This is a genomic window from Pukyongiella litopenaei, assembly GCF_003008555.2.
GTDB lineage: Bacteria > Pseudomonadota > Alphaproteobacteria > Rhodobacterales > Rhodobacteraceae > Pukyongiella > Pukyongiella litopenaei.
Genome location: NZ_CP027665.1, coordinates 3098050 through 3115311, shown reverse-complemented (window position 1 = coordinate 3115311; position 17262 = coordinate 3098050). Strand labels below are relative to the sequence as shown.

The 17262-nt window shown below is 68.1% G+C and carries 13 protein-coding genes; 12 read left to right on the top strand and 1 reads right to left on the bottom strand.

The features are described 5' to 3' along the window. Positions 1 to 66 precede the first annotated feature (66 nt). The 12 genes from C6Y53_RS15380 (at position 67) to C6Y53_RS15325 (ending at position 15585) form a co-directional block, all read left to right on the top strand. Entirely contained in the window at positions 67 to 1176 is a 1110-nt protein-coding gene (locus tag C6Y53_RS15380; RefSeq protein WP_106473240.1) for a M24 family metallopeptidase, read from the top strand. Then, positions 1170 to 2177, top strand: coding sequence for an ABC transporter permease subunit (locus tag C6Y53_RS15375; protein ID WP_106473239.1), 1008 nt, complete (start codon positions 1170 to 1172; stop codon positions 2175 to 2177). Before C6Y53_RS15380 ends, C6Y53_RS15375 begins: the two co-directional genes overlap by 7 nt. Before the next feature lies 1 nt (position 2178). Then, positions 2179 to 3081, top strand: coding sequence for an ABC transporter permease subunit (locus tag C6Y53_RS15370; protein ID WP_106473238.1), 903 nt, complete (start codon positions 2179 to 2181; stop codon positions 3079 to 3081). Between the two features lie 4 nt (positions 3082 to 3085). Beyond that, positions 3086 to 4393 (top strand): short-chain fatty acid transporter, encoded by a 1308-nt coding sequence (locus C6Y53_RS15365; RefSeq protein ID WP_106473237.1) that lies wholly within the window; start codon positions 3086 to 3088, stop codon positions 4391 to 4393. A 7-nt stretch (positions 4394 to 4400) separates the two neighbouring features. Then, positions 4401 to 5378, top strand: coding sequence for an ABC transporter ATP-binding protein (locus C6Y53_RS15360; protein ID WP_106473236.1), 978 nt, complete (start codon positions 4401 to 4403; stop codon positions 5376 to 5378). Further along, positions 5375 to 6337, top strand: coding sequence for an ABC transporter ATP-binding protein (locus tag C6Y53_RS15355; protein WP_106473235.1), 963 nt, complete (start codon positions 5375 to 5377; stop codon positions 6335 to 6337). The genes C6Y53_RS15360 and C6Y53_RS15355 overlap by 4 nt, the downstream gene beginning before the upstream one ends. 8 nt (positions 6338 to 6345) lie before the next feature. Continuing rightward, positions 6346 to 7590, top strand: coding sequence for an NAD(P)/FAD-dependent oxidoreductase (locus C6Y53_RS15350; RefSeq protein WP_106473234.1), 1245 nt, complete (start codon positions 6346 to 6348; stop codon positions 7588 to 7590). A 60-nt stretch (positions 7591 to 7650) separates the two neighbouring features. Further along, positions 7651 to 8679 (top strand): trans-3-hydroxy-L-proline dehydratase, encoded by a 1029-nt coding sequence (locus C6Y53_RS15345; RefSeq protein ID WP_106473233.1) that lies wholly within the window; start codon positions 7651 to 7653, stop codon positions 8677 to 8679. 99 nt (positions 8680 to 8778) lie between these two features. Beyond that, positions 8779 to 9930, top strand: coding sequence for an efflux RND transporter periplasmic adaptor subunit (locus tag C6Y53_RS15340; RefSeq protein WP_244614851.1), 1152 nt, complete (start codon positions 8779 to 8781; stop codon positions 9928 to 9930). 4 nt (positions 9931 to 9934) lie between these two features. Further along, positions 9935 to 13072: an efflux RND transporter permease subunit gene (locus C6Y53_RS15335; protein WP_106473231.1), complete on the top strand. Its 3138-nt coding sequence runs from the start codon at positions 9935 to 9937 to the stop codon at positions 13070 to 13072. A 99-nt stretch (positions 13073 to 13171) separates the two neighbouring features. Continuing rightward, a complete protein-coding gene (locus tag C6Y53_RS15330) occupies positions 13172 to 14968 on the top strand; it encodes a glycosyltransferase family A protein (RefSeq protein WP_106473230.1) in 1797 nt (598 codons plus the stop codon). Continuing rightward, positions 14965 to 15585 carry a hypothetical protein gene (locus C6Y53_RS15325; RefSeq protein WP_106473229.1) on the top strand — a complete coding sequence of 207 codons (621 nt, stop codon included), beginning with the start codon at positions 14965 to 14967 and terminating at the stop codon, positions 15583 to 15585. Before C6Y53_RS15330 ends, C6Y53_RS15325 begins: the two co-directional genes overlap by 4 nt. Before the next feature lie 11 nt (positions 15586 to 15596). Here C6Y53_RS15325 and C6Y53_RS15320 read toward each other — a convergent pair whose 3' ends face one another. Further along, on the bottom strand, positions 15597 to 17258 hold the full coding sequence (locus C6Y53_RS15320; RefSeq protein ID WP_106473228.1) for an amidohydrolase: 1662 nt from the start codon (positions 17256 to 17258) through the stop codon (positions 15597 to 15599). Between the last annotated feature and the right edge of the window lie 4 nt (positions 17259 to 17262).

Genomic DNA, 17262 nt, shown 5'->3' with positions numbered 1-17262 from the left:
CCAACCATCGCGGGGCGGCGGCCCGGTCGCCGCCCCGCTCTTTTCACGCAGCGAAAGACGAGCCACGTGAATCAGACCCTTGCCTCCCGGCTGACCGCGCTTGCCCGCATTGCCACCGACCTGTCCGTCGATGCCGTGGCGCTGGTGCCGGGCCCGAATTTCACCGCCGCGCTCGGCCATCCCTTCATGAGCCACGAACGCCCCTTCCTGCTGGTGGTGCCCGCCCGCGGCGAACCGGCGGCGCTGGTGCCCAATCTGGAACTGCGCAGCTGGGACCTGGTCGGTTTCAGCGGGGCCGTGTTCGACTGGCGCGACCAGGATGGCTATGACGCGGCCTTTGCCGCGTTGCTGGACCACCTCGGAATTTCATCGCTCGCGGTCGAGGGCCAGGTGATGCGCGTTTTCGTGCATCACGCCCTGAAGACCGCCCAGCCCGACCTGCGCATCATCGACGGTGAGACCGCGATTTCCGGCCTGCGCATCGTCAAGAGCGACGACGACATCGCCGCGCTGCGCGCCGCCATCGCGATCTCGGAACGCGCGCTGGAACGGACGCTGGCCGGGATTCGCCCGGGCCAGTCCGAAACCCAGATCGAACAGGCGCTGATCCAGGCGCTGTTCGCCGAAGGTGCCGAGGACCAGGCGTTCCACCCCATCGTTGCCGCGGGCGACGGGTCGGCCCGGCCCCATGCCAAGGCGCGGACCGACTATGCGGTCCGGCCCGGCGACGCGCTGCTGTTCGATTTCGGCGCCCGCAAGCACGGGTTCGCCGCCGACATCACCCGCACCGTGTTCCTGGGCCATGCCAGCGACGAGGGCCGCGCGGTCTATGACACCGTGCTGGCCGCCAACCGCAAGGGTCACGAGATCACCCGCGCCGGGATCACCGCGCATGAGATCGACGATGCCGTGACCGGGGTGCTCGAAGCCTCGCCCTATGCCGACCGCATCCGCACCAAGACCGGGCACGGGCTGGGCCGGGACGTGCATGAAGCCCCCTACATCATGCGCGGCAACCACCAGGTGCTGCAGGCCGGCACGGTGTTCACCAACGAACCCGGGCTCTACAAGACCGGGAGCTTCGGCGTCCGCATCGAGGACGACATCCTCGTGACCGAAACCGGCTGCGAGTCGCTGACCACATTCCCGACAGAACTGATGGTGCTGCCATGCTGAAATATCTCGTCTCGCGGCTGCTGACCTTTGTTCCCACCTTCATCGGGGTGACGCTGATTTCCTTCGGCTTCATCCGGGTACTGCCCGGCGATCCGATCATCGTGATGGCGGGCGAACGCGGGCTGAGCGAGGAACGTTACCAGGAACTGACGCGGCAATTCGGCTTCGACCAGCCGATCTGGGTCCAGTTCTGGGATTACCTGACCGGCGTGCTGCAGGGCGATCTCGGGATGAGCTATGTGACCAAGCGCCCGGTCTGGGATGAATTCTTTGCCCTGTTCCCGGCGACGCTGGAACTGTCGATCTGCGCCATGGTCTTTGCCCTGATCCTGGGCCTGCCCGCGGGCGTGATCGCGGCCGTGAACCGGGGCAAGCTGTTCGACCGCCTGCTGATGTCCACCGCGCTGGTGGGCTATTCGATGCCGATCTTCTGGTGGGCGCTGCTGCTGATCATCGTGTTTTCCGGCAATCTCGGCTGGACCCCGGTATCGGGGCGCATCGACCTGATCTATTTCTTCCCCACCCCGACCGGGTTCATGCTGATCGACAGCCTGGCCTCGGGGCAGAAGGGCGCCTTTGCCTCGGCGGTGCGGCACCTGATGCTGCCGGCGATCGTGCTGGGCACCATTCCGCTGGCGGTGATCGCGCGGCAGACCCGCTCCGCGATGCTCGAAGTGCTGGGCGAGGATTACATCCGCACCGCCCGCGCCAAGGGACTCGCGCCGGGCAGGATCAACGGCATCCACGCCCTGCGCAACGCGCTGATCCCGGTGATCACCGTCATCGGGCTGAGCGTCGGCACCCTGCTCGCGGGGGCGATCCTGACCGAAACCATCTTCAGTTGGCCGGGCATCGGCAAATGGATGGTCGACAGCATCTATCGCCGCGACTACCCGGTGGTTCAGGGCGGGCTGCTGCTGATCGCGGTCGTGGTCATGATCGTGAACCTGACCGTGGACGTGCTCTACGGCGTCATCAACCCCAAGATCAGGAAGCGCTGAGATGACCGACACGACCGCCCCCGCCGTGACCGAGATCGCCCGCCCCAGCCGCCTGCGCGAATTCTGGTACTATTTCCGCGAGAACCGGGGCGCCGTGATCGGGCTCTATGTGTTCCTCGCCTTTTTCCTGGTCACCGTGTTCGCCCCGCTCCTGGCCCCCTACGACCCGACCGAGCAGTTCCGCGACCACGCGCTGCAACCGCCCGCCTGGCAGGAAGGCGGCAGCTGGGCCTTTCCGCTGGGCACCGATCCGCTGGGCCGGGACATGCTGTCGCGCCTGATCGAGGGGGCGCGGTTCTCGTTCTTCGTCGGGATGGTGGTGGTCGCGGTGGCGGCAACCGGCGGCATCCTGATCGGCATGATCTCGGGCTTTGCGCCGAAATGGCTGGATACCGTGATCATGCGGATCATGGACATCATCCTCGCCTTCCCGTCGCTGCTGCTGGCGCTGGTCCTGGTGGCGATTCTCGGGCCGACCCTGATCAACGCGCTGATCGCCATCGCCATCGTGCAGCAGCCGCATTATGTGCGCCTGACCCGCGCCAGCGTGATGACGGAACGGCAGAAGGACTATGTCACCTCGGCCAAGATCGCCGGGGCGGGCCTGTTCCACCTGATGTTCGTCACCGTCCTACCCAACTGCCTGGCACCGATCATCGTGCAGGGCGCGCTGTCGTTTTCCAGCGCCATCCTGGACGTGGCGGCGCTGGGCTTCCTCGGCATGGGCGCGCAACCCCCGACACCGGAATGGGGCACCATGCTGGCCGAAGCGCGGGAATTCATCCTGCGGGCCTGGTGGGTGGTGACCTTCCCCGGCCTTGCGATCCTCGTCACGGTGCTGGCGATCAACCTGATGGGCGACGGTCTGCGCGATGCGCTGGACCCGAAACTGAAAAGGAGCTGAACAGATGTTGCGCATTCTTTCCCGCCCGCTCACGCGCCTGGTCGAAAGCTACCTGCCCGATCCCTATGTCCTGGTGACCCTTCTGACCCTCGTGGTGATGGCGGCGGCGGTCCTGACCCAGGGCACCGGCCCGATCGAGGTCGTGACCATGTGGGGCGACGGGTTCTGGGCGCTGCTGCAGTTCTCGATGCAGATGCTGCTGGTGCTGGTCGCAGGCTTCATGATGGCATCGACCCCGCTGGTGCGCCGGCTGCTGGCGGCGCTGGCCAGCCGGGCCACCACACCGGGCGGCGCGATCCTGCTGGTCAGCCTGGTGTCGCTGGGCGCGAGCTGGATCAACTGGGGCTTCGGGCTGGTGGTCGGGGCGCTGTTCGCCAAGGAACTGGCGCGGCAGATCCGGGTCGATTACCGGCTGCTGATCGCCTCGGCCTATTCCGGCTTCCTGATCTGGCACGGCGGGCTCTCCGGGTCGGTGCCGCTGTCGATCGCGACCGACGGCCATCCGTTCGCCGAACAGATCGGCATGATCGGCACCGGCCAGACCATCTTTGCCGGTTTCAACATCGCCATCGTGGTCGCCCTGATCATCGCCGTGCCGCTGGTCAACCGGATGATGCTGCCGCCCGAGGACGAGACCATCGCCGTCGATCCCGCGCTGCTGGACGAACCGGCCGAGGAGGCTCCCGCCGACATGCGCTTTGCCGACCGGCTCGAGAACTCGCCGGTGATCTCGTGGATCATCGGGGCGCTGGGGCTGGTCTGGCTGGGTCACTATTTCCTCGGCGGGGGCGGTCTCAGCCTGAACGTGGTCAACTTCCTGTTCCTGACGCTGGCGATCCTGCTGCACGGGTCCCCCCGCAACCTGCTGAACAGCCTGCGCGAAGGCGTGAGCGGCGGCGCCGGGATCGTGATCCAGTTCCCGTTCTATGCCGGGATCATGGGGGTGATGACCGCCTCGGGGCTCGCCGCGTCGATTTCCGAGGCGATGGTTTCGCTCGCCAATGAAACGACCTTTGCCTTCTGGACCTTCCTCTCGGCCGGCATCGTCAACGTCTTCGTGCCGTCGGGCGGAGGGCAATGGGCGGTGCAGGCGCCGGTGGTGCTGCCGGCCGCCGCGGCGATCGGGGTCGATCCGGCCCGCGCCGCGATGGCGGTCGCGTGGGGCGATGCCTGGACCAACATGATCCAGCCGTTCTGGGCGCTGCCGCTGCTGGGCATCGCCGGGCTGCGCGCCCGTGACATCATGGGGTTCTGCGTGGTGCACCTGTTGATCGGCGGGGCGATCATCGTCCTTGGCCTGACATTCCTGTGAGGACGCCATGAGCCTGCTACGCATCCGTAACCTCAGCGTCGAATTCGCCACCTCCTCGGGCCGGTTCCGGGCGGTGGACGCGGTGGATGTCGATGTCGACCGGGGCGAGATCCTCGCCATCGTCGGCGAATCCGGGTCCGGCAAATCGGTGTCGATGCTGGCGCTGATGGGGCTGCTGCCATGGACTGCCACCGTGACCGCCGACGAGATGACATTCGATGGGCATGACCTGGCGACCCTGACGGCCGCCGACCGGCGCAAGATCGTCGGCAAGGACCTGGCGATGATCTTCCAGGAACCGATGTCGTCGCTCAACCCCTGCTTTACCGTCGGCTGGCAGATCAAGGAGGCGCTGCGGTTCCACCTCGGTCTCGACCGGTCCGCCCGCCACGCCCGCGCGGTGGAGCTGTTCGAACAGGTGGGCATTCCCGACCCGGAGCGCCGGCTGTCGGCCTTTCCGCATCAGCTCTCTGGCGGGATGAACCAGCGCGTGATGATCGCGATGGCGATCTCCTGCAACCCCAAGCTGCTGATCGCGGACGAGCCCACCACCGCGCTCGACGTGACGATCCAGGCGCAGATCCTCGATCTGCTGACGCAGCTGGTCGAGGATACAGGCATGGGGCTGGTGCTGATCACCCATGACATGGGCGTGGTCGCGGAAACCGCCGAACGGGTCAGCGTGCAATACGCGGGCCAGAAGATCGAGGAACAACCGGTCGCGCCCCTGTTCGAGACCCCGCACCACCCCTATGCGGCGGCGCTGCTGAACGCGCTGCCGGAACGGGCCACCGAAAAGCGGCTGCCGACCATTCCCGGCGTGGTGCCGGGTCAGTTCGACCGGCCCCGGGGCTGCCTGTTTTCGCCGCGTTGCCAATATGCCGACGACCGGTGCCGTTCCGAGGCGCCCGCCCCGTGCAGCGACGCGCTGGGCCGCGCCCGCTGCCACTATCCGCTCAACGCCGAGGAAAGGGCCGTGTCATGACCGCGCCTGTGATGACCGCAACCGGGCTGGCACGCCACTACGAGGTGGGCGGCGGGCTGTTTTCCAAACCCGGCACCGTCAAGGCGGTGGCGCGGGTGGATTTCAACCTGTTTGCCGGGCGCACGCTGGCGGTGGTGGGTGAATCCGGCTGCGGAAAATCGACGCTGGCGCGCATGGTGACGATGATCGAGGAACCGACCGCGGGCGACCTGACGCTGGACGGCGAACCGGTGATCCCGGCCAACTGGCCGTCGCTGCGCACCGATGTGCAGATCGTGTTCCAGGATCCCTACGGCTCGCTCAACCCGCGCCAGCGCATCGGCACCATCCTGATGGAGCCGCTGGCGATCAACCGCCCCGACCTGTCCGCGGCCGACCGCGAGGCCCGCGCCCGCGAGATGATCGCGATGGTCGGCCTGCGGCCCGAGCATTTCGACCGCTACCCGCATATGTTCTCGGGCGGGCAGCGCCAGCGCATCGCCATCGCACGCGCGCTGATGCTGGACCCCAAGGTGCTGGTGCTGGACGAACCGGTCTCGGCGCTCGACGTGTCGATCCAGAGCGCGATCCTCAACCTGCTGGTGGATCTCCAGGAACGGATGGGGCTGGCCTACCTGTTCATCAGCCACGATCTCAGCGTGGTTCGCCATGTGGCGGACGACATCATCGTGATGTATCTGGGACAGGCGGTCGAAACCGGCTCCACCGAGGCCGTGTTCGCCGCGCCGCGCCACCCCTATACCAAGGCGCTGCTGTCGGCGACGCCGCGCGCCGATCCGAAGGGGCGCAAGGAACGGATCAAGCTGACCGGCGAACTGCCCTCGCCGCTGGCGGTGCCGCCGGGCTGCCCGTTCGCGCCGCGATGCTGGAAGGTGCAGGATATCTGCCGGTCCGACCGCCCGGTGCTGACCGGTGACGCCCATGCGGCGGCCTGTCATTTCCCCGAAGGCGCGGACTGACACCGACAATGGCGGATCGCGCCGACCTGCTGGTGATCGGCGCCGGCGTGATCGGGGTCACGGCGGCGCTGATGGCGCAGGCGCGCGGGCGGCGGGTGATCCTGATCGACCGGTCGGGACCGGCGGCGGGCGCCTCGCGCGGCAATGCGGGCGGGCTGGCCTTCTCCGAGATCGAACCGATGGCCGCCCCCGCCACCCTGCGGTCGGCACCGCGATGGCTGCTCGATCCGCTGGGTCCGCTGTCGGTGCCGCCGGGCGAGTTGCCGAAACGGGCGCCCTGGCTGCTGCGCTTTGCGCTGGCCGCCCACCCGGCGCGGGTGCGCGCGAGCCGGCAGGCACTGGCGGCGCTGAACCTGCTGTCGCGGGACGAACTGAAACCCTTTCTCGACGCGACCGGCACGCGGAACCTGCTGCGCGAACGCGGCCACCTGTCGGTCTATGACCGCGCCCGGCATTTCGCGGCGGCCCGCAAGGACTGGGAGGAACGGGGCCGGTTCGGCATGGATTGCCGGTTTCTCGACGGGGCCGAGGCTCTGGCCACGGTCCAGCCCGGCCTGCATTCCCGCTTTGCGCATGGCATCTTTACCACCCATTGGTGGAGCATCGACGACCCGCGCCGCTATGTGGAGCGCCTGCACGCCGCATTCCTGGCGCGCGGTGGCCTGTGGCGGGTCGGCACGGTAGAGGGCTTGCTGGCCGGAACAGCCGGACCGGCGGCGCAGCTTGCAGGGGGCGAAACCCTGCACGCCGAGAAAATCCTGGTCGCCGCCGGGGCCTGGTCGCACCTGCTGCTGCACGATCTCGGGCTGCACATCCCGCTCGACACCGAACGCGGCTACAACACCACCCTGCCCGGCAACAGCATCGGCCTGCGGATGCCGATTACCTTCGAGGCACATGGTTTCGTCACCAGCCCGATCGGCAGCGGCATCCGCGTGGGCGGCGCGGTCGAACTGGGCGGGCTCGAGCGTCCGCCACATCCGAAACGCGCCCGCGCGCTGCTGGACAAGGCCCGCGCGTTCCTGCCGGGGCTCGACACGTCCGGCGGCACCGAATGGATGGGATTTCGCCCCTCGCTGCCCGACAGCCTGCCGGTGATCGGGCCGGCCGGACCGGCGGACGTGTTCCTGGCCTTCGGCCACGGCCATCTCGGGCTGACCCAGTCGGCGGGAACGGGCCGCCTGATCTGCGACCTGATCGACGGGCAGACCCCGCCGGTCGATGCCGCGCCATTTCGCGCGGACCGGTTCTGAGCGCGATTGACGGCACGGCCGGGGCGGCGCAGGCTCGGGGCCGGAACAAAAGGACACGCCATGCGCAGCAGCCGCAGCATCCACGTCATCTCTGCCCATGCCGAGGGCGAGGTGGGCGACGTGATCGTGGGCGGCGTCGCCCCGCCACCGGGGGACACGCTGTGGGATCAGCGCAGCCATATCGCCCGCGACGGAACCCTGCGCGACTTCGTGCTGAACGAACCGCGCGGCGGGGTGTTCCGCCATGTGAACCTGCTGGTGCCGCCCAAAGACCCGCGCGCCGATGCGGCCTTCATCATCATGGAACCCGAGGACACGCCGCCCATGTCCGGGTCGAACACGATCTGCGTGGCGACCGTGCTGCTGGACGCGGGCATCCTGCCGATGACCGAACCGGTCACCGAATTGCTGCTGGAGGCGCCTGCGGGGCTGGTGCGGGTCCGCGCGGACTGCCGCGACGGCAAGGCCCGGCGCATCACCCTGCGCAACGTTGCATCCTTTGCGCAGGCGCTCGACATGCCGCTCGAGATCGACGGGATCGGCACGTTGCGGGTCGACACGGCCTTTGGCGGCGACAGTTTCGTGATCGTCGACGCGCAGGCCGCCGGGTTTGCGATCGAACCGGAGGAGGCCCGCGCAATCGCGGAAACCGGCGTCAAGATCACCGCCGCCGCCAATGAACAGATCGGGTTTTCGCACCCGGAGAACCCCGACTGGGCGCATATCTCATTCTGCCTGTTCGCCGGGGCGCTGCGGGATACGCCCGACGGGTTTGCGGCCCGGTCCGCGGTGGCGATCCGGCCCGGCAAGGTCGACCGTTCGCCCACGGGCACCGCGCTGTCGGCGCGCATGGCGGTGCTGGCGCGGCGCGGGATCATGCGCCGGGGCCAGGTGCTGGAGGCGCGGTCGATCATCGGGTCGACCTTTGCCGGGCGCATCGCGGAGATGGCCGAGGTCGCGGGCGCGCCGGCGATCATCCCCGAGGTTTCCGGGCGCGGCTGGATCACCGGCACCCATCAGCACCTGCTCGACCCCGACGATCCGTGGCCGGGCGGTTACCGGCTGTCGGACACCTGGGGCACCGGGTGACGCGTCCACGCGCCGCGTCTGCAACCACAAGTTTTTCTGGACCGGATACCCGCTCTGACGGCATGTTCGGTCAGGGGACCCCAACGGAAGGACGAGCCGGTGACGCTGAGCGCAAGACCAAGCCTGATCTTTGCAACCCTGGCCATGCTGGCGCTGGCGCGACCGTTCGCGGCGCAGGCCCAGGACGACACCGCCGAAACGGCGGCTCCGAAAGTGACCGTTGCCGCGGCCTATACCGATGATATCACCGAAGAGGCGGTGTTCATCGGCCGCGCCGAAGCCGTGGACAGGGTCGATATCGTCGCCCGGGTCAGCGGATTCGTCGACGAGGTGGCGGTGGAAGACGGGGCCAGCGTGAAGGAAGGCGACCTTCTCTACCGCATTGAGCGCGACAGCTACGAGGCCAGCCTGTCCGCCCGCCAGGCCGATCTGAGCAAGGCCGAGGCGCAGCTCGACCTGGCCCGGATCGAACTGGACCGGAAATCCGAGCTTCTTGCGCGCGGCTCGTCGCCCGAATCCGAACGCGACCTGGCCCGGGCCAACGAACTGGCCGCCGAAGCCGACGTGAAGGCGGCCCATGCGGCGATCCGGAAGGCCGAGCTCGAACTGAGCTATACCGACATCCACGCGCCCTTCGACGGCAAGATCGGCCGCAACAATGCCAGCACCGGCGAACTGGTCAGCCCCTCGACCGGGCCGCTGGTCACGCTGGTCCGGCAGGCGCCGATGTTCGTTCGGTTTTCCCTGTCCGAAAAGCAACTGTCCTCGATCCTCGAGAAACTGTCGACCGACACCGCCGACCTGACGAAGAGCGAGCGCAAGCCGGATGTCTATGTGACCCTGCCCAACGGGTCGGACATGGCCGATCCCGGCGAGATCGTGTTCGTGGACAACCGGATTTCTCCGCAGACCGGCACGATCTCGATGCTGGCGCAGTTCGACAACGATCCGCAGCTGCTGGTCGACGGGGCCTATGTCCGGGTGCGCATCGAGGCGGTGCAGCCCACCCATGCGCTGCTGATCCCGCAGGAATCCATCCAGCGCGACCAGCGCGGCGATTTCGTGCTCGCGATCAGCCCCGAACAGATGGTCGAACAGCGCTATGTGACGCTGGGCCAGCAGGTGGGAACCGCCGTGGTGGTCGAGGAGGGACTGCGAGAGGGCGAAAGCGTGATCGTCGAGGGGCTGCAGCGCGTGCGGCCAGGTGTGAAGGTCGACGCGGTCCTGTCCGGCCGGGCCAGCGAAGGCTGAGCGGATGTTCTCGAGCCTCTTCATCACCCGCCCGAAACTGGCCCTGGTGATTTCGCTGGTGCTGACGATCATGGGCGGCATCGCCTATCGCGTGCTGCCGGTCGAACAGTTCCCCAACATCACGCCGCCGGTGGTCAATGTCTCGGCCAGCTATACCGGCGCCAGTTCGGAAACGGTCGAAAACACGGTTGCCGCGCCGATCGAGGCGCAGGTCAACGGCGTCGACGACATGATCTACATGTCGTCCGACAGCACCGATACCGGATCCTATTCGCTGTCGGTCACCTTCGAGGTCGGCACCGATCCCGACATCGCGTCGGTGAACGTGCAGAACCGGGTCGCGCAGGCGATGGCCAGCCTGCCGACCGAGGTGACATCGTCGGGCGTGGTCACACAGAAATCGTCCACCAACATGCTGCTGGTGATCACCCTGTCATCGCCGGGCGGCACCTATGACGAGGTATTCCTGTCCAACTACGCGTCGATCAATCTCAAGGATGCGCTGGCGCGGGTGGCGGGCGTTGGCAAGGCCGAGGTCCTGACCGATTTCGCCTATGCGATGCGCATGTGGATGGATCCGGACCACATGGCCAGCCTGGGGATCACGCCGGGCGACCTGATCGCGGCGATCCGCGACCAGAACCTGGAAGTGTCCGCCGGCCAGATCGGCGCCCCGCCGGTACCCGAGGGCCAGCAGTTCCAGTACACGATCAAGTCCAAGGGCCGCCTGACCAGCGCCCGGGAATTCGGCGACATCGTGGTGCGCACCGGCGATGCGGGCAGCATCGTGCGCATCCGCGACGTGGCCGAGGTGGAACTGGGCGCGAATTACTACAACGCATCCGGCCGGTTCAAATCGCAGCCGGCCACCGTGCTGGCGGTCTACCAGGCGCCGGGGGCCAACGCGCTGGCGGTCGCCGAACGGGTCAGGACCGAACTGGACCGGCTCTCCGCGACCTTTCCCGATGACGTTGAATATGAGGTTCCGTTCGATTCCACCCGGTTCGTCGAAACCTCGCTCGAGGACGTGATCACCACGCTGATGATGACCTTCGTGCTGGTGATCAGCGTGGTCTTCGTCTTTCTGGGCAGCGTTCGCGCGACGCTGATACCGGCGGTGGCGATCCCGGTTTCGCTGATCGGCACCTTTGCCTTCCTGCTCGCCTTCGGCATGTCGCTGAACACGGTGTCTCTGTTCGCGCTGGTGCTTGCCATCGGCATCGTGGTCGATGACGCCATCGTGGTGGTCGAGAATGTCGAACGGATCATCGCCGAGGAAGGGCTGCCCCCGGCCGAGGCCACCCGCAAGGCGATGGGGCAGATCACCGGGCCGGTGATCGCCACAACGCTGGTGCTGCTGGCGGTCTTCGTGCCGGTCACCTTCATGCCGGGGATCTCGGGGCGGCTCTATTCCCAGTTCGCCGTCACGATCTCGGTGTCGGTGCTGATCTCGTCGATCAACGCGCTGACCCTGTCCCCGGCCCTGTGCGCGCTGGTGCTGAAGGCGCGATCCGGCCCGCCCAGGGGCCTGATGGCGGTGTTCGACCGGGGTATCGAGGGGATGCGCAGCGGCTATGTGGCGGTGGTGCGGCGCCTGGTGCGGCTGCCGATCCTGGGGGTGGCGATCATCGCCGCGCTGATCATCGGGTCGGGTGGCCTGATGAAGGCCCTGCCCGCCGGGTTCCTGCCGCTCGAGGACAATGGCTATGTCTTTGTCGACGTGCAGCTGCCGGATGCCGCCGCGCTGGCGCGCACGGAAACCGTGACCGGACGGCTCGACGCCCAGATCCTCGATATCGACGGCGTGGCCAATACCGTGCTGGTGAACGGCTTCAGCCTGCTGAACGGTGCGGGGTCGAACGTGGCGATGATCATCGTCAACCTCGATCCCTGGGGCGACCGGACCACGCCGGAACTGAGCGCCAGCGGCATCCTGCGGCAGCTGATGGCCATCGCCGACCAGGAGGCCGCCGCCAGCGTCATCGCCTTCAACCCGCCGCCGATCAGCGGGCTGGGCATGAGCGCGGGCGTCGAGATGAAGGTGCAGCAGACCGGCGGGGGAACCCCGCAGGACCTGTCGGCGGCGCTGGGATCGCTGGTCTATGCGGCCAACCAGCGGGCCGAAATCGGGCAGGCCTATACCACCTTCCGCGCCAACGTGCCCAAGGTGTTTGTCGATCTCGACCGGGAAAAGGCGCAGCTGCTCAAGGTATCGGTGGCCGAGGTGTTCCAGACGCTGCAGGCCTATATGGGCAGCTATTATGTGAATGACTTCAACCTGTTCGGGCGGGTCTATCGCGTGATAATCCAGGCCGCCGGCAGCCATCGCGACCGGGTCGAGGATCTCGACGCGCTCTATGTGCGCTCGCAGCCGGGCGAGATGGTGCCGATGCGGACCCTGATCGAGGTCAGCAACGAACTGGGGCCGGTGCTGCTGAACCGCTACAACATGTTCCGCGCCGCAACGGTGACCGCGGTGCCCGCCCAGGGCCTGTCCACCGGCGACACGATCCGGGTCTTGCAGGAAGAGAGCCGCACCGCGCTGCCGCCCGGCTACGGGTTCGAATGGACCGGCACCGCGCAGCAGCAACTGGCCACATCGGGCATGGTCACCGTCATCCTCGCCCTGGCGGTGGTGTTCGGCTACCTGTTCCTCGTGGCGCAATATGAAAGCTGGACCATGCCCGTGGGGATCCTGCTGTCGGTCACGGTGGCCCTGTTCGGGGCGCTCGCGGCGGTGGCGGTCAGCGGCAGCGACATCAATCTCTATACCCAGATCGGGATGATCATGCTGATCGGGCTGGCCTCGAAAAACGCGATCCTGATCGTCGAGTTCGCGATGGAGCAGCGCGCCGCCGGGGCCAGCATCCGCGAGGCCGCGATGGAAGGGGCGAAACAGCGGTTCCGCGCGGTGATGATGACGGCGCTGGCCTTTCTGCTGGGGGTGGTGCCGCTGCTCGTGGCATCGGGCGCCGGCGCGGCAAGCCAGAAAGCGATCGGCATCGCCGTCTTCGGCGGCATGCTGGCGGCGACGGTCGTGGGCGTGGTGCTGGTGCCGGTGCTCTATGTGGTCATGCAGGGGCTGCGGGAATTCATCAAGGGCGGGTTTCGGCGCGGCGGCGGGTCGCGGGCGGGCGCCTAGTGGCAACCGGCCCCGTCCGCCGGGCCATTCCACGGTTGCAACCGGGTTTTCCGCCGCGCTAGGTGGGGTCCGACGCGGCGGACGGAACACAAGGCACCAATGGACGGCAAAACGGCAACCGGCAACAGCGGCGAACCCGCGGCGAATTCCGCCCGGGCCAGGTTCATGCGCGAAGTGGCCGATGACCTGCCCTCCAGAAGCCTGCCGCACGGGTTCCTGGCGCGGGAAATGTCACGCCCCTCGTCGCTGGCGCTGACCAACCGCATCGGCATCATCGGCACTGGCGGGTTCGCGGATATGCTGGCGAAATATGCCGATGTCACGGTGATCGCACCCGACGCACCGGATGCAACCATCGCCTGGACCGGGCTGGACCTGCTGCTGGTCGAAGGCCGGATCATGCGGCAGGACGATCCGTGGCGGCGCGGATTGCTGGGCATGGGCGATGATGGTGCGCATCTGCACGCGCTGATCGCGCGGGCGCGGGACCATGAGGTGCCGGTCGTGCTCTGGATCAACGAGGAAGCCGCGGCGCTGCCGCATTTCGCCCATCTGCGCGGCGCCGTCGATCTGGTGGTCGTGCCACCCGGCGCCGACGCCAGCGACCCCGATACGGTCGCGATACCGCCCTGCGTGGATGTCAAGCTGTTCAACCCGGTGATCGACGACCTCGCCGCCCATGTCCCCTGGGGCCGCTATCTGAGCCTTGCGGTGGATGGTTGCCACGAAATCGGCGCGCGTGACGATCCCGAGGCCTTCGCCGACCGGTTCGAGGCGCTGTTCGACTATAACTGGTGGCTGCTCGACAGCTCCTATGACCTGCGCAACAACAATCGCCGGTTTCCGCCACGGATGCAGCGGCGGGCGCTGGGTCCGTTGCGCGGGCAGCCGCTCGCCAACCTGCTGAAGTTTGCCGAGGGCTATATCCTGCCGACCGCCCTGACCGGCAACCGGCCGCGACATGCCCGGCAGCGTCAGCTCGAAGCGGCCGCGGCCAAGGCGCTGGTGCTGGCCGAGGATGGCAGGCTGGCGGGTGCTGCCACCGCCGACACCCCCGCCGGGCTGAACGCGCTGATCCACTGGCTGATGCGCGACCGGATCGGAGCCGCCGCCGCCCAGCACCTGGGCTGGCGCGACGCGGTGGCCCGGCACAGCTGGTTCGAAGGCATCGCCGCGCTGCTGGAGCATTTCGGCAAGCCCGTGCGCAGCACCGCGCCGCTCGATCCCGGCGTGAACGTGGTCATGCCCACGATCCGGCCCGAACTGATCCCGCATGCGCTGCGCATGATGGAGGCGCAGGTCCATCGCAACTGGCAGCTGACCATCGTGGCCAACGGCGTGTCGGTTCCCGGCGACATCGCCCGGCAGGTGGCCGACCACCCGGCCGCGCAGCTGACCGCGATCCCCGGCGACAAGAGCATCGGCTATTGCATGAATTTCGGCATCGACCAGTCCGGCGCCGACTACTGGGCCAAGATCGACGATGACGATATCTATGGGCCGCATTACCTGTCCGATCTCCTGTTGCAGCGCAAATACGCGGATTTCGACATTGCAGGGAAAGCGGCGGTCTTTGCCTGGCTGGAGGAAACCGAGAAGCTGGTGGTGCGCAACTTCGAGGCCCGCGACCGCAAGGCGGTGTTCCTGACCGGCAGCACCATCCTGGCCCGCGCCGGGTCCGGTCATTTCCCCGAGGACGTGCGCGGCTATGCCGATGTGCTGTTCCTGACCACCGCCGAGGAAAACGGGCGCCGGCTGCTGACCGCCGATCCGTTCAACTATGTCCAGGTGCGCCGCGCGGATGTGCGCAACCACACCTGGACCGCCGACGCGGCGCAGTTCGAAACCCAGGGCCCGGTGCGGGCGGGCCTCGATTTCGGCGGGGTGATCCTGTGACCGGCAGCGGCGACAGCCCCGAAACCCATCTGGCCTTCTACGACCGGATGCACCGGGCCGTGGCCGAGGCCCGCCGCCCGGCACCGGGCGAGGCATCGGGCTTTGCCGCGAAGCAGGAGGATGCCCTGCAGGCAGGCCTGGCATGGCGTCCGGTCGGCACGCTGCCAGCGGAACTTGTGGCCGAGGAGTACGGCCAGTTGCTGCGGGCCCGGGTCGCCGGGCGCTCGGTCGAGCTGCAGTTGCGCCCCGCCCCGCGGCACGAGCCATGGATGCGGCATGTGTTCTCGAAGGCGCCGCAACCGGTGGCGGCGGTGGTCAACGGGCGCATCGAGGTCGCGGCGATGCTGGCCTATGCCCCGGCACGCCGGCGGGCGACGCTGCGGTTCGACCTGCCGGATGGTCTCGACCCGGCCGCGCGGATCGGGGTCGAGGCCGAGCGCGACGGCCGGCTGGTGTTCAGCGGCTACCTGTCGCCGCGTGACAACCGGCGCACACCGGGGCTGGCCCCGCCCGCCCTGCCGCGCGGGCTGCTGCGCCGCGCCTATGGGCGGCTGCCCGAAGGCCTGCGGATGCGGCTGGGGCCGATAGTGCGGGACCTGCTGTCGCGGCTGCGCTGACGCGGGCCCGCTCAGGCAGCGGTGAACACCGTGCGCCCGCCGCAGATCGTGCGCCGCACCCGCATATGTTCGATTTCCGCCGGGTCGACCGCCTCGATATCGCGATCGAGGATCACCAGGTCGGCCAGCTTGCCGGGGCTCAGGCTGCCCTTTTTCGCCTCGGAATGTTCGGCATGGGCACCGCCGATGGTGTAGCCGCGCAGGGCCTCGTCCAGCGTCAGCCGCTGGTTCGGCACGTCGTCGCACCAGGCCTCGCGGGTGACCGCGGCGTGAATGCCGCGCAGCACCGAGATGTCCGACACCGGCCAGTCCGAGGCCAACGCCAGCGCAGCGCCGCTGTCGGCGATGCGGCGCCAGGCAAAGGCATCGTTCCAGCGCGGCCGGCCGATCTTGGTCAGCGTCGGCTCATGGGGCACGCCGCAGCATCCCGGCGCGTGGGCCGGCTGCATCGACGCGATCAGGCCGAGATCGGACAGGCGCGGAATGTCGGCCGGGTCGATCAGTTCGATATGTTCCACCCGGTGACGCAGCCCGCTGTCGCCGTTCGCACGGCGCGCGGCGGCATAGCCGTCCAGCACCCGTTCGGTCGCGGCATCGCCAATCGAATGCACCGCGATCTGCAACCCGCGCCGGTCGATCTCGGTCGCGATCCGGGCAAAGCGGTCGGCCTCGAACCGGCCATGCGCGCGCCAGCCGGGCCGATCGGGGTAATCGTGTTTCATGAAGGCTGTCCCACTGTCGATCACCCCATCCATGAACATCTTGACGAAGCCGGAACAGAGCCAGTCATCCTGCCAGCGCCCGGTCATCTCGGTGGCGGCATCGAGATCGGCCATCTCCATCTCGGGCAGGAAATGGAACGGCACCCGCACCCGCGCGGTCAGATCGCCGCGCCGCCGCAGTTCCTCGAGCAGGTCGAGCGTGTAGAAATTGCCGTCCATGTTCACCAGCGAGGTGATCCCGGCGGCATTGGCATGGGCCAGTCCCCGCGCGAGATCGGCGAGATCGGACGCGCGCTGCTCCGCATCCGGCGCCGGGTCCGGCTCGCGCCCGGTGCTCAGCCCCAGCATGGACCGGAAATAGCCGCTGAGCGCGAGGACCGGACCATAGGCTTCGGGCTCCAGCAATTCGCCGGTGGCGAGCCCGTCGGCCCCCATCACCACCTCGTGCCCGTCGGGCGTTTGGCGCCCGTGCAGCACCCCCGCCGCCCGCAGCGCCGCGCTGTTGGCCCAGACCGTGTGATGGTCATGCGCCATCAGCGCGACCGGCCGGTCGGCGACGATGTCGTCCAGCAACAACCGCGGCACGACCCCGGCGAACAGGCCGTAATCGGGCCCCTGCCCGACCACCAGCGGCAGGTCGGGACGCCGCGCCGCATAGTCGCCCAGCAGCCGGCGCAGCCCGGGTTCCGAATCGCAGCCATCGAGGTGCAGGTGATTCAGTTCCGCGCCGCCGGTGAACAGGTGCAGGTGGCTTTCGACAAAGCCCGGCAGGACCGATCCGCCGCCGGCGTCGATCACCTCGGTCGCCGCCCCCGCCAGCGCGGCGATCTCGTCGGCGCCGCCGACCGCGAGAATGCACCCCGCGGCCAGCGCCACCGCCTCGGCGCGGGGCATGGTGTCATCCATGGTCAGGACGCGGCCATTGGTGACGATGGTATCGGCATGTGTCATCTGC